The following is a 15,593-nucleotide window of genomic DNA, read 5'->3' on the forward strand; positions in this document are numbered from 1 at the left end:
TCATTACGAATCGTGATGACGGCATAATGCCTATTCATTTCCAAGGGAATGGAGCGCGGCCCATGTTCGGTCTCCAATCGCTTTGGAGTTTCCGACCATGTCCCTGTTCGCCGCCTGGACCAGCGTGGTTCTCGCTGCCGCCCGGATCGATCCGCCCGCGGCGCCCCCGCCGGCGGTGTCGGAACCGCGGCGGTTTCGCCTTGCCTACAACCCGGTTCCGGCAGCCGCTCCAGCGCCCGGCCGGCGGTTGGTCGCAGAGGAGGCTCCGGCGTCGGTGCGGACTCCGCTGGCGCTCCAGGGGCGGCTGTGCCTTGAGAAGTAGCGGGGGGTCCGCCTATCCTGCAGCCGACAGGAATGCGGGAGGAGCGGACGATGGCGCGGGTCTATGTGCTGTACACCGGGGGCACCATCGGGTGCGTCACCAATCCCGACGGGGCGCTGGCCCCGGTGGCGGGTGCGGAGTTCGAACGGCTGGTCCTGTCGATGCCCGGCCTGTCCGGCCATGGGGTGCGGGACTACAAGGATCTGACCTGGACCATGGGCTGGTTCGACCGCACGCTCGACAGCTCCAACATGACCCCGGCGGACTGGGTCGCCATCGCCCGGCGGTTGCTGTCGGTTTACGACGAGTATGACGGCTTCGTCGTGCTGCACGGCACCGACAGCATGGCCTACAGCGCGTCGGCCTTGTCCTTCCTGCTGCCCGGCCTGACGAAGCCGGTGGTGTTCAGCGGGTCGCAGGTACCGCTGACCTTCACGCTGAGCGACGCGCTCGCCAATCTGGTCGGCGCCGTGGTGGTGGCGGGGACCCTGCCGGTGCCGGAGGTCTGCGTCTATTTCGACACAAAGCTGCTGCGCGGCAACCGGTCGTCCAAGGTCGATGCCAACCGCTTCGCCGGCTTCGATTCGCCGAACTTCCCGCCGCTCGCCACCGTCGGCAGCGTGGTCGCCCGCAACGAGCCTTACTGGCTGCCGATGCCGGGTGCCGCGGTCTCGCTGGACGAGCCGGAGAACCTGGCCAAGCGGCTGGCGGCGCTGGACGCCCAGGCAGTGGCGCTGGCGGCGTTCTCCGTCGTCATGCTGTGGCTGTATCCCGGCATCCGCGCCAGCACGGTGACGGCGATGCTGACGGGCACCAGCCCGGCGCCGAAGGGGGCGGTGCTGCTTGCGTTCGGCGAGGGCAACGGGCCGACCGACCCGGATTTCCTGTCTGCGCTTTCGGCCGCGGTGAAGGCGGGTGTGGTGCTGATGGACAACACCCAGGTCCAGCGCGGCGCCGTGTTGCCCGGCGCCTACGCCACCGGGCTGGGCGCCATCGGCGCCGTCGGCGCCTATGACATGACGCCGGAGGCCAGCTACGCCAAGCTGGTCTGCCTGCTCGCCGGCGGTCTGGACGCGGCAACGGTCAAGGCGGAGATGCCGAAGCCGCTGGCCGGCGAGCTGACGGTGACCGACTGAGGGGGATCGACTGAGGGGGGTCGGGGGTTGAGCTTTCCGGAGGCGGGGACCGATGGCGGCCTCCCGCCTCCGCCGGTTGCTTACTCCATACCGGGCTTGTTCGGCGACATGATGCGCTCGTCCATCGTGCCCTGGCCCATCGTGCCGCGGTTCATGGTGCCCTGGTTCATCTGCCCCTGGCCCATTGAACCTTGGCCCATCGACCCCTGGTTCATGCTGCCCTGGTTCATGGAGCCGGCGCCCATACCGCCCATGGAGCCGCCCATCGACCCACCCATGGACCCGCCGGTCGAGCTGCCGTAGCCGGTGTTGGCCTGGCTGCTGTACTGGGCGAGCTGCTGCAGTTCATTCGCGTCATGCATGATGACGACCTGACGGCCGCGCCGTTCGAAGGACGACGGGGTGAGCATGACCGTCTGGCCGGTCTTGGCCATCTTCAGCTCGACCATCGTCTGGCCCTGGGCGTCGGTGGTCACGTTCTGGATCGTGCCGGCGACCGGCCCGCCATGGCGGTGGACCACTCGCTTGCCGATCATGTCGCGGCTGGCCTGGACGTCGCGGGCGCCGCTGTCCATCGTGCCGTTGGCGACCGCATTGGACCTTGCCGACCCGCTGGTCTGGGCATGGCCCGGCGCGGCAACGGCCATCAGCATGAGGGCCGGAACGGCGGCGGCGAGAAACTTGCGCATGTCATCCTCCCGGAATTGAATCACAGGTGAGGGGCACCGCGCATGCGCGGCACCGTACCCACGCGTGATGACACGCGAACGGCCGGTTTGTTTCGCAGGTTGTACGGAATTGTCGGGCTGCACAAAAAAGGCGGGCCGAGGCCCGCCTTTCCGTATCCTTACTCGTCGCCCATCTTGAGGGCCGCGATGAAGGCGCTCTGTGGGATTTCGACCTGGCCGAACTGGCGCATGCGCTTCTTGCCTTCCTTCTGCTTGTCCAGCAGCTTGCGCTTGCGGCTGATGTCGCCGCCATAGCACTTGGCGGTCACGTCCTTGCGCATGGCGCTGATGCTCTCGCGGGCGATGATCTTGCCGCCGATGGCGGCCTGCACGGCGATCTTGAAGAGCTGGCGCGGGATCAGTTCCTTCAGGCGTTCGCACAGCTGGCGGCCACGGCGTTCGGACTGGCTGCGGTGGACGATCATCGACAGGGCGTCCACCGGCTCGGCATTCACCAGGATCGACAGCTTCACGAGGTCGCCTTCCTCATAGCTGTCCATCTGGTAGTCGAAGCTGGCATAGCCGCGGCTGATCGACTTCAGCCGGTCGTAGAAGTCGAACACCACCTCGTTCAGCGGCAGGCGGTAGACCAGCATGGCGCGGGCGCCGGCGTAGGTCAGCTCAATCTGCTGGCCGCGCCGCTCGGTGCAAAGCTGCAGGACGCCGCCGAGATACTCGTCGGGCAGCATGATCGTCGCCCTGATCCACGGCTCCTCGATGTGGTCGATCCGCATCACATCGGGCATGTCGGCCGGGTTGTGCAGGTCCCGCACCGTCCCGTCGGTCATCGTCAGCTTGTAGACCACCGAGGGGGCGGTGGTGATCAGGTCGAGGTTGAACTCGCGCTCCAGCCGCTCCTGGATGATCTCCAGATGCAGCAGGCCGAGGAAGCCGCAGCGGAAGCCGAAGCCCAGCGCCGCCGACGTCTCCGCCTCGTAATGGAAGCTGGCGTCGTTCAGCTTCAGCTTGCCCAGGCTGTCGCGCAGCCGCTCGAAATCGGCGGCATCGACGGGGAACAGGCCGCACCACACCACGGGGATGGACGGCTTGAAGCCGGCCAGAGCCTCGGTCGCCGGCTTGCGCTCGTCGGTGATGGTGTCGCCGACCTTGGTCTGGGTGATGTCCTTGATCGCGGCGGTGATGAAGCCCATCTCGCCCGGCCGCAGCTCGCCGGTCAGCAGGGCCTTCGGCGTGAAGACGCCGACGCGGTCCACGTCATGGGCGGAGCCGGCGGCCATGAAGCGGACCTTCTGGTTCACCTTCAGCACGCCGTCGACCACGCGCACCAGGATGACGACGCCGAGATAGGGGTCGTACCAGCTGTCGACCAGCAGGGCCTTCAGCGGCGCATCGGCATCGCCCTTGGGCGGCGGCAGCCGCTTGACCACCGCCTCCAGCACCGCGCCGATGTTGAGGCCGGACTTGGCCGAGATCTCCACCGCGTCGGAGGCGTCGAGGCCGATCACGTCCTCGATCTGCTGCTTGATCCGCTCCGGCTCGGCGGCGGGCAGGTCGATCTTGTTGAGGACCGGGATGATCTCGTGGTTGTTGTCGATCGCCTGATAGACGTTGGCGAGCGTCTGCGCCTCGACGCCCTGGGAGGCGTCGACCACCAGGATCGAGCCCTCGCAGGCGGCCAAGGACCGGCTGACCTCATAGGCGAAGTCGACGTGGCCGGGGGTGTCCATCAGGTTCAGCGTGTACTGCTTGCCGTCCTCCGCCTTGTAGAGCAGGCGGACGGTCTGGGCCTTGATGGTGATGCCGCGCTCGCGCTCGATGTCCATGCTGTCGAGCACCTGTTCGCGCATCTCGCGCGCGTCGAGGCCGCCGCACTGCTGGATCAACCGGTCGGCAAGGGTCGACTTGCCATGGTCGATGTGGGCGATGATCGAGAAATTGCGGATGTGCGAAAGGTCAGTCATCGGGGCCCGGACAAGCGAGAGTTTGCCGGGAACATAGGGCGGACGGCGGATGGGCGCAATGATGGTGTGGTGGGGCCGCCCTGGCAGGGTCGGATCCGCGCGCGGCGTGCGCGAGCTGGCAACGGTGTCTTTGCGCGACTGATGCTCAGGGCATGACTTCGGCCAGGATCGCCCATTGTCCCTCATCCTCGACCAGGGCTTCGCGAGTGCCGGCGCTCGTTACAACCTTTTCGATAACGCGAGCGTAGGCGCCGGCCGCCGCGTCAACCGATTCGACCCAAACATACGGGATCGTTCGCCCCACCAGCGGCTCGATACTGCCAGTTTGAAAGCCGCTGGTCATGAACGCGCGCGTACAGAGGATGATGTGGGAATTTCCCGCCCGCAGCCCCACGCAGCCGGGGTCACCCGTTTCCACGGGAAGGAAACCGAGGTCGCGATAGCGGGCAAGGGCCGGGCCGATGTCGGGCAGAATGGTAAGCGGAGTAACGCGGCGGGCCGGGCCGGCTGGGGTGACGAGTGCTGACATCGGCAAGGTCATGGCGGCAGCCACCGCCATGACGGTGGCGTATGCTGCCCCTTCGCCCTTTTCCAGCCGTTGGACCGTGCGAACGCTTACCCCGCTGGCCTCTGCCAAGTGATCCTGTGACCAACCCCGATCATGGCGTTCTGATTTCAGACGGGCGCGATTGATACGGATGGGCATGGTGGCGCTCCAACGGATGCGGGAGCGTTACCGTACTGCCGCCCCAGGCCTTCCGCCACGACAGCTCCCCGTCAATGCCGAAGGTTCAAGTGGGACGAAAGCGAGCGGGCAGGATTTCCATTCGACGCGGATGCTGAATCAGCGGTAACCGCAGCGCTTGCGATAACAATGGCGCCCGATCTTCTGAGACACTTTCGCGCAAGGCGATCGGACGCTGACGCGATTCGCCTTTCTGCCTAGCGAAAGTCGAGCTTTTCGCATATGCAATATGACCGCGCGGGTGGAACAAGATCCACCCCATCGGTACAGCAGCCACCGACGGGATTCGGAGGCGACCAAGCCCTTTACATTGCGCACAGCCTCTGGCGCTTGCCCGGAACAATTGACCCAATAGGATTGGAGAAATAGGGATGTCTCAGAAGATCGCGCTTGTTACCGGTGCCATGGGCGGCCTCGGCACCGCCATCTGCCGGGCGCTCGCCAAGGACGGCTACCTCGTGGCCGCCAATTGCCTGCCCAACTACGAGCCGGCGGCGGCGTGGCTCGGCGAGCAGGAAGCGGCCGGCTTCAAGTTCTACATGGTCGAAGGCGACGTCTCCGATTTCGAGAGCTGCAAGGCCATGGTGGCGCGGATCGAGGCCGATCTGGGCCCCGTCGACGTCCTGGTGAACAACGCCGGCATCACCCGCGACAAGTTCTTCCCCAAGATGGAAAAGGCGCAGTGGGACGCGGTGATCTCCACCAACCTCAGCAGCCTGTTCAACGTCACGCATCAGGTCTCGGCCAAGATGGCTGAGCGCGGCTGGGGCCGCATCATCAACATCTCGTCGGTCAACGGCGTGAAGGGGCAGGCCGGCCAGACCAACTATTCGGCCGCCAAGGCGGGCGTCATCGGCTTCACCAAGGCGCTGGCCGCCGAACTGGCGACCAAGGGCGTCACCGTGAATGCGATCGCGCCGGGCTACATCGGCACCGAGATGGTCATGGCGATCCGCGACGACATCCGCCAGGGCATCATCGACACCGTTCCGATGAAGCGTCTGGGCAAGCCGGAGGAGATCGGCGGCGCGGTGTCGTACCTCGCGTCCGATATCGCGGGCTATATCACCGGCACGACGCTGAACATCAACGGCGGCCTGCACTATCAATAAGTCGCGGCCAATAAGTCGCCGCGCGGTCGGTCGGGGCAAAGGACGCCCGCTTCTCCAGCGCCGGGACATGGCCGGAGAGGCGGGCGACCGGCCCTTTAACCCCCGGCGACGCCCCGATAAAGCTCCATATACTCCTCCGCCGGCCCATGCCAGCCGAAGTCCCGCGTCATGGCGCGGCGCTGCATCGCCTGCCAGCGGTCGGGCTTGCGGTAGACGGTCATCGCGCGGCGGAGCGCCCACACCAGTTCCTGCCCCGTCGCGTTGACGAACTGGAAGCCGGTGGCGCTGCCGTCGGCGCTGGCAGCGGGGTTGGCGTCGATCACCGTGTCGGCGAGGCCGCCGGTGCGGCGGACGAGCGGCAGGGTGCCGTATTTCAGGGCGTAGAGCTGGGTCAGGCCGCAGGGCTCGGAGCGCGAGGGCACCAGGAACAGGTCGGAGCCGGCCTGGATGCGGTGGGACAGCGGCTCGTCATAGCCGATGCGGACGCCGATCGATTGCGGGTGCCACTGGGCGAGGTGGCGGAAGCCGGCCTCGCTGGAGGCGTCGCCGCTGCCCAGCACCACCAGCTGGCCGCCCCAGGACACCCATTGCGAGGCGGCCTCCAGCACCAGATCCAGGCCCTTGTGCCAAGTCAGGCGGCTGACCACGGCGGCCAGCGGCGCGTCGGCGCGGCGGTCCAGGCCGAAGGCGGATTGCAGGTCGGACTTGCAGGCGTCCTTCCCACCCAGATCGTCGGGGGTGTAGCGGGCGGGCAGATGCGGGTCGGTCGCCGGGTCCCACACCGCGTAGTCGACGCCGTTCAGGATGCCGGTCAGCACGTCGGACCGGGTGGCGAGCAGGCCCTGCAGGCCGGTGCCGTGCTCGGCGGTCTGGATTTCGTTGGCGTAGGTCGGGCTGACCGTGGTCAGGCGGTCGGCGTAGAAGCAACCCGCCTTCAGGAAGCTGACGTTGCCGTAATACTCGACGCCGTCGATGCGGAAGCTGGAGGACGGCAGGCCGATGTCGCCCATCATCCAGGGGCCGAACAGGCCCTGATAGGCGATGTTGTGGATGGTCAGCACCGTGCCCGGCCGGAAGGGGCCGGCGAAACGGTCGGGGCGCAGGGCCAGATAGGCGGGGATCAGGCCGGCCTGCCAGTCGTGGCCGTGCAGGATGTCGGGCCGCCACCAGGGATCGTAGGACTTCTCGGCGGCGAAGCCGGCGGCGACCCAGGCGAGCGCGGCGAAGCGCAGGGCGTTGTCGGCCCAATCCTTGCCGTCCGGGCCGAGATAGGGGTTGCCGGGACGGTCATACAGCGACGGCGCGTCCAGCGCATAGGCCAGAACCCCGTCCGCCGTGCGGCCGATGCACAGCCGGGCGCGGTCGCAGCCGGGCAGGTCGGTGATCAGGTCGCCGACCTCGTGCAGGTTCTGCAGGCTGTTCAGAACGGCGGGATATCCCGGCAGCAGCAGGCGGACATCGGCGCCGGCGGCGATCAGGGCCGGCGGCAGGGCGGCGGACACGTCGGCCAGCCCCCCCGTCTTGACCATCGGGTAGCATTCGGACGTGACGTAGAGGACGCGCATCGGGAAGGCACTCGGATGAAAGGCGGGAGGGATGGCAGGCGGAAGGGTGCAGGCATGGTATAGCGCCGATGCGGGTCCGGTGGGGAGCCGGACCGCATTGGCGCGGGGCCATCGTGCCGGGGGGCGGCGATATGCCGCCTTATTCCTTCGGCAGCTTCTCGATCATCTCGCGGGTGATCAGGACGACGCCGCCCTCGCTGCGGTGGAAGCGCTTGGCGTCGAGTTCCGCGTCCTCGCCGACGACGAGGCCGTTGGGAATGCTGACGCCGCGGTCGATCACCACCTTCTTCAGGCGGCAATGGCGGCCGATGTCGCATTCCGGCAGGACCACCGCCTCGTACAGCTCGCTGTAGGAGTTGACGCGGACCGAGCTGAACAGCAGCGACCGCCGGACGGTTGAGCCGGAGATGATGCAGCCGCCCGACACCAGGCTGTCCACCGCCATGCCGCGGCGGTTCTCGTCGTCGAAGACGAACTTCGCCGGCGGAAGCTGTTCCTGGTAGGTGAAGATCGGCCAGTCGCGGTTGTACATGTTCAACTGCGGCGTGACGTGGCAGAGGTCCAGGTTGGCTTCCCAATAGGCGTCGATGGTGCCGACGTCGCGCCAGTAGGGGCTGTCGTCCGGCGCGTCGATGATGGCGCTGTCGGCATAGTCGTGGGCGATGATCCGCGCCCCGGTCTTCACCAGATGCGGGATGATGTCCTTGCCGAAGTCGCGGCTGGAGCCGGGGGTGGCGACGTCGCGCTCCAGCTGTTCGTAGAGGAACTGGGCGTTGAAGACGTAGATGCCCATGCTGGCCAGCGCCAGATCGGGACGGCCGGGCATCGGCGGCGGGTCGGCCGGTTTTTCGACGAAATCGATGATGCGGCGTTCCTCGTCGATGTGCATCACGCCGAAGCCGGTCGCCTGTTCGCGCGGAACGGCGATGCAGGGCACGGTGACGTCGGCCTTGCGGTCGATGTGGTCCAGCAGCAGCGCGCCGTAATCCATCTTGTAGATGTGGTCGCCGGCCAGGATCAGGACATATTCCGGCTCGTGGTCGCGCAGGATGTCCAGGTTTTGGTACACGGCGTCGGCCGTGCCCTGGTACCACTCCGTCTCGCTGACGCGCTGCTGGGCCGGCAGCAGGTCGCAGAACTCGTTCATCTCGCCGCGGAAGACGTTCCAGCCGCGCTGGAGGTGGCGCAGGAGGCTGTGCGACTTGTACTGCGTCAGCACGCCGATGCGGCGGAAACCGGAATTGACGCAGTTGGACAGCGCGAAGTCGATGATGCGGTACTTGCCGCCGAAATAGGTCGCCGGCTTGGCCCGCCGGTCGGTCAGCTGCTTCAGACGGCTTCCGCGTCCGCCGGCCAGCACCAGCGCTACCGCACGTCGCGGTGCGAGGCGCAGATCGCGTTTGTCGAGCATGGCCGTTACCCCCTTTGCCTTTTTCTTGCGGCCGCTCGGCTGCGGCCTTCCCGATGGAGGCGTTGACGGTGCCACATCTCGCCGCCATGTCCAATAGGCCCGGCGGCGGGTTTGGATCGGCTGACCCGCCGCATCGCCCGCCCGCCTGCCTAGGCGGAAAGAGAGGCAAGCCGTTCGGACTGGATGGAAGAGGTAGAAGGGCTGCCCCATTCTCGCCGTCCGCGGCGGCAGCGACCGCCGCGCAGGCCGTTTTCTGCACATTTTTTGATCAACTGCCGGAATGACAGCCAGACGGCTGCGCCAAACCTGCGCATCCGGCCCTTTCGTTCGGTCGAAAGCCCGAAAATTGCGGCGGAATGTCGGCTCCGGCATCTGCCCATTTCCTGTGCAAACCCACCCCGCGACTCGCCGGGGGATGCCTGTTCCGGGGTACCGCCCCAGGACAACCCTGACGATTCCAAGCCGTTTTGGGCTGGCACGCTTCTTGTAACGGTGGAGGCGTCCTTGGTCCCGTCCGCCGCCCCGTCTTTGCCGGGGACGGGGCGACCGGGACGGGGTCGCCCCAGTGCGGCGTTTGCGCGCGGAATGCCTCCGGTGCCGCGCCGGCCATGCAGGGGTGGGAGCGATTTTGGAGAAAGAGGAGCCTCGATGAACCGTCTGTTCCTTCTGGCCGCACCGATGATGGCGGTTGCTCTGGGCGCGGTCGGCATGCCGGCCGCAGCCCTTGCCCAGGATGCGGCGGCTGCCGCCGCTGCTGCCGCGCCGGCGGCTCCGGCGCTGAATGGCGGCGACACCGCCTGGATGCTGGTCTCCACGGCGCTGGTGCTGATGATGACCATCCCGGGCCTGGCGCTGTTCTACGGCGGCATGGTCCGCAAGATGAACGCGCTGGCGACGGTGATGCAGAGCTTCGCCATCACCTGCCTGATCAGCGTCCTGTGGTACGTGATCGGCTACAGCCTGGCCTTCACCGGCACCGGCGCCTACATCGGCGGGCTGGACCGGCTGTTCCTGAACGGTCTCGACTTCTCGAAGGCGTTCGTGCTGGGCGAGGCGACCGGAGCCGGCGTGCCGACGACGATCCCCGAGCCGGTCTTCATGATGTTCCAGATGACCTTCGCGATCATCACCCCGGCGCTGATCACCGGCGCCTTCGCGGACCGCATGAAGTTCTCCTCGCTGCTGGTCTTCACCACCCTGTGGTCGATCGTGGTCTATGCGCCGATCGCCCACTGGGTCTGGTATCCGTCGGGCTTCCTCTTCGGCATGGGCGTGCTGGACTTCGCCGGCGGCACGGTCGTGCACATCAACGCGGGCGTCGCCGGTCTGGTCGCCGCGCTGGTGATCGGCAAGCGCAAGGGCTACCCGAAGGAAGCCTTCATGCCGCACAACCTGGTGCTGTCGCTGATCGGCGCCTCGCTGCTGTGGGTGGGCTGGTTCGGCTTCAACGCCGGTTCCGCCCTGACCGCCGGTCCGCGTGCCGGCATGGCCATGGCCGCCACGCACATCGCCACCGCCGGTGCCGCCATGGGCTGGCTGTTCGCGGAGTGGATCGTCAAGGGCAAGCCGTCGATCCTCGGCATCATCTCCGGCGCGGTCGCCGGCCTGGTCGCCGTCACCCCGGCCGCCGGCTTCGTCGACCCGACGGGCGCCATCATCATCGGCATCGTCGCCGGCGTGATCTGCTTCTGGTCGGCCACCAGCCTGAAGCACATGCTGGGCTATGACGACAGCCTGGACGCCTTCGGCGTGCACGGCGTCGGCGGCCTGATCGGCGCCATCCTGACCGGCGTCTTCGCCAAGATGTCGGTGTCCAACGCGGAAGGCGCCTTCGCCGCCGTCCTGCAGGCCGATCCGTCGGCCACCCTGGGCCTGCTGGAAGGCAATGCCGGTGCGGTGTGGATCCAGATCCAGGGCGTGCTCTACACCATGGTGTGGTGCGCCGTCGCCACCTTCGTCCTGCTGAAGGTCATCGACGTGGTGATGGGCCTGCGCGTGGACGAGGATGTGGAGCGCGACGGTCTCGACCTCGCCCTGCACGGCGAGAGCATCCACTAAGAACACTCCCTTTCCCACGGGTCTCTTCGAAAGGGCCGCCGGGCTTCCCGGCGGCCTTTTTCGTTTGCCGATGCGGGAGCGTTGCCCGGTGATTGTTGCGCCGGCGGAAACGCTGTGGAGCGGGCGGGCCGGCTTCACGGCGGGGCCGCGGCGGACTACCTCTGGTGCAACATCAGCGCTTTCTTTGGGAGTCCCCGCCATGTCCACCCAGTCCGCCACCACCGGTGTCCGTCCGGTCCTCGCCGCCGTGGAGGGCATGGCCACCTCCGACGGCGCCGGCGTCAGCATGACCCGCATGCTGGGCACGCCCCGCCTGCGCACGCTCGACCCGTTCCTGATGCTGGACCTGTTCGGGTCCGACCAGCCGACCGACTATCTCGCCGGTTTCCCCGACCATCCCCACCGCGGTTTCGAGACGGTCACCTACATGCTGGCCGGCCGCATGCGCCATGCCGACAACCACGGCCATGAAGGCGTGATCGAGACCGGCGGCGTGCAGTGGATGACCGCCGGCCGCGGCCTGATCCACTCGGAGATGCCGGAGCAGACCGAAGGGCTGATGCGCGGCTTCCAGCTGTGGATCAACCTGCCGGCCCGGCTGAAGATGACCGAGCCGCGCTATCAGGAGTTCCCGGCCGCCTCCATCCCGGTGGAGCGGCGCGAGGACGGCGCGACCGTCACCGTGATCGCCGGCGACACCGCCCGCGGCACCGCCGGGCCGGTGCGGGCCGAGGCGACCGACGCCCGCTATTTCGACGTGACGCTGCCGCCGTCGGTTTCCTTCGCGGAGCCTCTGCCGGCCGGCCACACCGCCTTCCTCGTGCTGTTCGAAGGCACGCTGGATGTCGACGGGGAAGGGTTGCTGTCGGGACCGCGGGTGATCGTGCTGGGCGACGGCGAGCGGGTGGAGGCGACCGCCGGGCCCGAGGGCGCGCGCTTCCTGCTGCTGGCCGGCGAGCCGATCGGCGAGCCCATCGCCTGGGGCGGCCCCTTCGTCATGAACACGCGCGAAGAGGTGATGCAGGCCTTCCGCGACTTCGAGGAAGGCCGCATCTGATCGGGGGACGCCGCGCGCCGGCCTTCCCTTGGCCGGTCCTTCGGGGCCGGCGCGCGGCATCTCGTGCCTTGCACCCCCGCCACCGCCGGTTATCATGGCGCTTTCCGTGTTAACACGAACGATGGCGGGAGCGGGGGCGATGCGTGCAAAGGGTCTGATGGGTGGCTTCAGGGCGGCTGTCGCCACGGGACTTCTGGCCCTGTCGCTAGCCGGGGGGATCTTTGCCCCGGCACCGGCCGCCGCCGTGGACTTCTCCAAGGCCGCCGCCGATTTCGGGCCGGAGGGCGCCTGGACCAACCAGTGCGACATCGACCGGATGACCGACAGCAAGACCTGCCGGCTGATGATCTACCGCCTGTTCGACGACGGGAAGGATGTCGGCTTCATCGCGCTCAGCGTCATCCCGACCGGAAACGACTTCCACCTGTTCCTGACCACCAGCCAGGGTCTGGTCGACCGCTGCGCCATCCGTGTCGACCGCCAGCCGCGGATCGAATCGCATGTCGCGACGCTGAACATGTGCATGTTCCCGAACTTCGTGTCCGGCCGCGTCGCCGACCAGTTCCGCAATGGCTCGACCATCCTGGTCCGCGTCAGTTCCCCGCGCCTGGGCAAGCGCGACATCGATTTCCCGCTGAACGGCTTCTCCCGCACCTTCGAGGAGATGCAGCGCAGCCTGCAGTGAGCGGGGCTGCGCCGCGCCCTCTCACCCCGGCAGCCGGTAGCCCGCCGCCGGTTCCTGCATCGGGCAGCCGTTGCGCTCCATGCGGAAGCCGGAGGAGCGGGCGTAGGCGAGGCGGCGCGCGCGCATGATCGAGCCGAGCGGCCGATGCGCGGCCAGACCGTGCCAGGGGCTGAAGGCCAGCCGGTCGTCGCCGGCGCGGGAGCGCTCCTCGCTCCAGGCGGTCTGGGGCGGCACGGTGATGCGGGCGACGGCGCGGTAGGGGCTCAACTCCTCCGGCCACAGCACGCTGGCGTCCTCCACCGGCATGCGCTCCTCGTCGGTGCGCAACTGGACGCGCAGCTCCCAGACCGCTTCATGGTCGCGGAAGAACTCCACCACCGCCTCGCGCAGGCTGTCGGGCTTGCCGTTGACGGTCAGCGGCGCATCGGTCAGCGCCGTCAGGTTGGGCGAGACGGGGACGATCTGCAGCTTGGCGACATGGGCGCCGTGGCGCAGGGCCGCCTGGCTGTAGAAGGTTTCGCCCAGAATGTGGGTCGCGGGGTGGCCGCCCAGGGTCTTCAAAGTGGCGCTCTCGCCGCCGAAGGCCTCCACCACCCGTTCGGCAACCCGCAGGGTCGCGGACAGCGCCTTCTTCGCCGTCTCCGCCCGGTCGGTGGTGGCGGCCAGCAGCTTCAGCGTCGACAGGAACTGCTTGGCGTCCGGTGCGGAGAAGACCGGGGCGTTGGCCATCACGAAATCCTGGGTCGCCTGATCCTCCGACCCCGGCAACCGCTCGCCGGTCACGCCCAGCACCTTCACCGCCAGACCGCGCGGGGTCGACACGCTGTCGGGCAGGATGTCGCCCGGCGTCGTCGACAGCCGCAGGATCGCCGGATAGCTCTCCGCCCGCGCGAACAGGCCCTGGGCGAGTTCCGCCGGCAGATCGTCCAGCACGTCCAGCCGGCCGATCAGCAGGCCGTGGCTCTTGGCATGGACGCTGCGGTTGGCGTGGCCGCTGTCCTCGTAGGTCTTGCGGCTGATCGACAGCATCGTTTCCGCCAACTCGTCGAAAAGCTGGGCTTCATCGGGACCGGGACTTTCGACCGACGGTGAATAGGGCAGGGGCTTGGCGGAGGCGGCTGACACGGATGGTGTCTCCCGAATGGGGAAAGGGCGGGTGTAGCCGGGAGAACAGCCGCGGCCATCCCCTGTTCCGCCGCCCCGTTCCGGGGCGGTGCGCTTCCCTGTCGGAGCGGTCCGGGCGGGCGATGGGGGTGCGGCGTCACTCCGCCCGATTGGACTCGGCAGCGAGGTGATTAGTCCGGCTTGCCATATCCCATCCCAAGCCGCAATCGACAGCCTGCGGTTGCCGGCAAACACTTGATGGACAAGAAGACAATCAACCATGGAGGACGGTCGTGGTTGCCTATACGTCGATCTACGGGGAGGTGCTCGAACGGACGGCGTGGGAGGGACGGAACATCGTTCTCCTCACCCAGTCGTCGGATCTTGATGCCGGAGTGATGCAGGACATCGTCGCCAAGCTGGACGACGCCTATGATTTCTATTCGCGCATCACGGGCCGGATCCCGTCGCCCTACTTTACTTACAACGGCAAGGCCACCATCGCCGAGGTGCAGGATACCTGCGGGGCGGGCTGCGGGTTCCTCGGCTTCACGGGCATCGAGATCATGCCCGAGTACTTCAACATCCTCTATGACGGCGTCCGGGACGCGGGCCTTTACGATCAGGTTCTCTTCTACGAACTTGGACGAAATTTCTGGTTCTACGACCAGCCGCTCAACACGCTGCCGCCCTTCACCACCGGCTTCGCCATCGAGAACCGCTTTCTTTCGATGGAGGCCACAGGCGTGGACGGCCTCTCCTTCAACGGTATGGAATGGGACCAACTGGTCGCTGCCGTTCAGCAGGACATGGCCCAACTCTATTTTTCAAACCCCAACCTCACCTGGCGCAACACACTCGTCACCGATACGGCCCCGGAGAATCCCTACGGCCTCAACGGAGCCGACCTCGCCGGATCGCTTCTCCACCGCCTCTACGAGGATTTCGGCGAGGACAATTACGCCCGCTTCTGGCAAAGCCTCATCTCCAAGGAGGCGGCGACCACCCCGGAGCAGGCCCGCGCAAACTTCCTGGCTGCGGCGGACGAGGCCACCGGCGTCGATTACAGCTGGCTTTTCAAGGAGGGTTGGCGGTTCGACACCGGAACGGCCGACGGTGAAACGCTGGAGTCGAGCGCGAGGAGGGGCAACCACGCCGTCCTCGGCTTCGGCGGCGACGACACCCTCCGCGGCTCCAGGAGGGCGGAACTGATGGTCGGCGGGCTCGGCGACGACACGCTGCTGGGCGGCCGTGGCGACGACACCCTGCTCGGCAGCGTTGGCGACGATCTGATCCGGGGTGACGAGGGCGCCGATCTGCTCGCCGGAGGCGACGGTGCCGACCGGTTCGTGTTCCGCTCCGTCCGGGACATCGGCAAGGGCGCGCAGCACGACACCATCGTTGATTTCGCCCCGGACGACACCCTGGATCTGCACGGCATCGACGCCAACACCCGTCGGCGCGGCGATCAGTCCTTCACCTTCATCGGTGGCGCCGACTTCGATCGGAAGGCCGGCGAATTGCGCTGGGCCGACGGCATGATCCAGGGGGACGTCAACGGGGACGGACGTACCGACTTCAAGATCACCCTGCAGGGGGTGGACAGCCTCACGGCGTGCAACATCATTCTTTGAGCGTGCGGCGGACCGGAAGTCCGCCCCGATACGACGAACGCCCCGCAGGCTGCCTGCGGGGCGTTCGTCGTCGAGTGGGACATAAGGAGCGGATGCGTGGACCCGGTATGCGGA

13 protein-coding genes are annotated in these 15,593 nt (G+C 67.4%); 7 read left to right on the forward strand and 6 right to left on the reverse strand.

Annotation, left to right across the window (positions count from 1 at the left end):
* The first annotated feature begins 97 nt into the window (after positions 1-97).
* Positions 98-322 carry a hypothetical protein gene (locus ACWPKK_RS00420; protein WP_452000334.1) on the forward strand — a complete coding sequence of 75 codons (225 nt, stop codon included), beginning with the start codon at positions 98-100 and terminating at the stop codon, positions 320-322.
* A 50-nt stretch (positions 323-372) separates the two neighbouring features.
* Positions 373-1,458, forward strand: a complete 1,086-nt coding sequence (locus tag ACWPKK_RS00425) for an asparaginase (protein ID WP_452000335.1) — start codon at positions 373-375, stop codon at positions 1,456-1,458.
* An 80-nt stretch (positions 1,459-1,538) separates the two neighbouring features.
* Here ACWPKK_RS00425 and ACWPKK_RS00430 read toward each other — a convergent pair whose 3' ends face one another.
* The 3 genes from ACWPKK_RS00430 to ACWPKK_RS00440 all read right to left on the reverse strand — a co-directional run bounded on the left by ACWPKK_RS00430 (position 1,539) and on the right by ACWPKK_RS00440 (position 4,814).
* Positions 1,539-2,147: a hypothetical protein gene (locus ACWPKK_RS00430; protein WP_452000337.1), complete on the reverse strand. Its 609-nt coding sequence runs from the start codon at positions 2,145-2,147 to the stop codon at positions 1,539-1,541.
* A gap of 158 nt (positions 2,148-2,305) precedes the next feature.
* Positions 2,306-4,108, reverse strand: coding sequence for a translation elongation factor 4 (lepA, locus tag ACWPKK_RS00435; protein ID WP_452000339.1), 1,803 nt, complete (start codon positions 4,106-4,108; stop codon positions 2,306-2,308).
* Between the two features lie 145 nt (positions 4,109-4,253).
* Positions 4,254-4,814 (reverse strand): helix-turn-helix domain-containing protein, encoded by a 561-nt coding sequence (locus ACWPKK_RS00440; protein WP_452000341.1) that lies wholly within the window; start codon positions 4,812-4,814, stop codon positions 4,254-4,256.
* Between the two features lie 410 nt (positions 4,815-5,224).
* On the opposite strand from ACWPKK_RS00440, the gene phbB reads away from it, so the two are divergent.
* Positions 5,225-5,965 (forward strand): beta-ketoacyl-ACP reductase, encoded by a 741-nt coding sequence (gene phbB, locus ACWPKK_RS00445; RefSeq protein WP_149273630.1) that lies wholly within the window; start codon positions 5,225-5,227, stop codon positions 5,963-5,965.
* A gap of 95 nt (positions 5,966-6,060) precedes the next feature.
* Here the strand turns inward: phbB and glgA are convergent, their stop codons facing one another.
* Positions 6,061-7,530, reverse strand: coding sequence for a glycogen synthase GlgA (gene glgA / locus ACWPKK_RS00450; protein ID WP_452000343.1), 1,470 nt, complete (start codon positions 7,528-7,530; stop codon positions 6,061-6,063).
* A 139-nt stretch (positions 7,531-7,669) separates the two neighbouring features.
* Positions 7,670-8,941, reverse strand: a complete 1,272-nt coding sequence (gene glgC, locus ACWPKK_RS00455) for a glucose-1-phosphate adenylyltransferase (RefSeq protein ID WP_452000345.1) — start codon at positions 8,939-8,941, stop codon at positions 7,670-7,672.
* 648 nt (positions 8,942-9,589) lie between these two features.
* On the opposite strand from glgC, the gene ACWPKK_RS00460 reads away from it, so the two are divergent.
* From ACWPKK_RS00460 to ACWPKK_RS00470, 3 genes are all read left to right on the forward strand, one after another.
* On the forward strand, positions 9,590-10,999 hold the full coding sequence (locus tag ACWPKK_RS00460) for an ammonium transporter (protein ID WP_452000347.1): 1,410 nt from the start codon (positions 9,590-9,592) through the stop codon (positions 10,997-10,999).
* Between the two features lie 199 nt (positions 11,000-11,198).
* Entirely contained in the window at positions 11,199-12,056 is an 858-nt protein-coding gene (locus tag ACWPKK_RS00465) for a pirin family protein (protein WP_452000349.1), read from the forward strand.
* A 139-nt stretch (positions 12,057-12,195) separates the two neighbouring features.
* The gene (locus ACWPKK_RS00470) at positions 12,196-12,741 is read left to right on the forward strand and encodes an invasion associated locus B family protein (RefSeq protein ID WP_324869701.1); all 546 of its coding nucleotides are present in this window, start codon (positions 12,196-12,198) and stop codon (positions 12,739-12,741) included.
* A gap of 21 nt (positions 12,742-12,762) precedes the next feature.
* Here the strand turns inward: ACWPKK_RS00470 and ACWPKK_RS00475 are convergent, their stop codons facing one another.
* Complete coding sequence (locus tag ACWPKK_RS00475) at positions 12,763-13,866, reverse strand: catalase family protein (RefSeq protein ID WP_452000351.1); 1,104 nt, start codon at positions 13,864-13,866, stop codon at positions 12,763-12,765.
* Between the two features lie 272 nt (positions 13,867-14,138).
* Here ACWPKK_RS00475 and ACWPKK_RS00480 point away from each other — a divergent pair, with 272 nt between their 5' ends.
* Positions 14,139-15,479 carry a calcium-binding protein gene (locus tag ACWPKK_RS00480; protein ID WP_452000352.1) on the forward strand — a complete coding sequence of 447 codons (1,341 nt, stop codon included), beginning with the start codon at positions 14,139-14,141 and terminating at the stop codon, positions 15,477-15,479.
* Positions 15,480-15,593 lie beyond the last annotated feature (114 nt).

This window comes from Azospirillum largimobile (assembly GCF_977007025.2).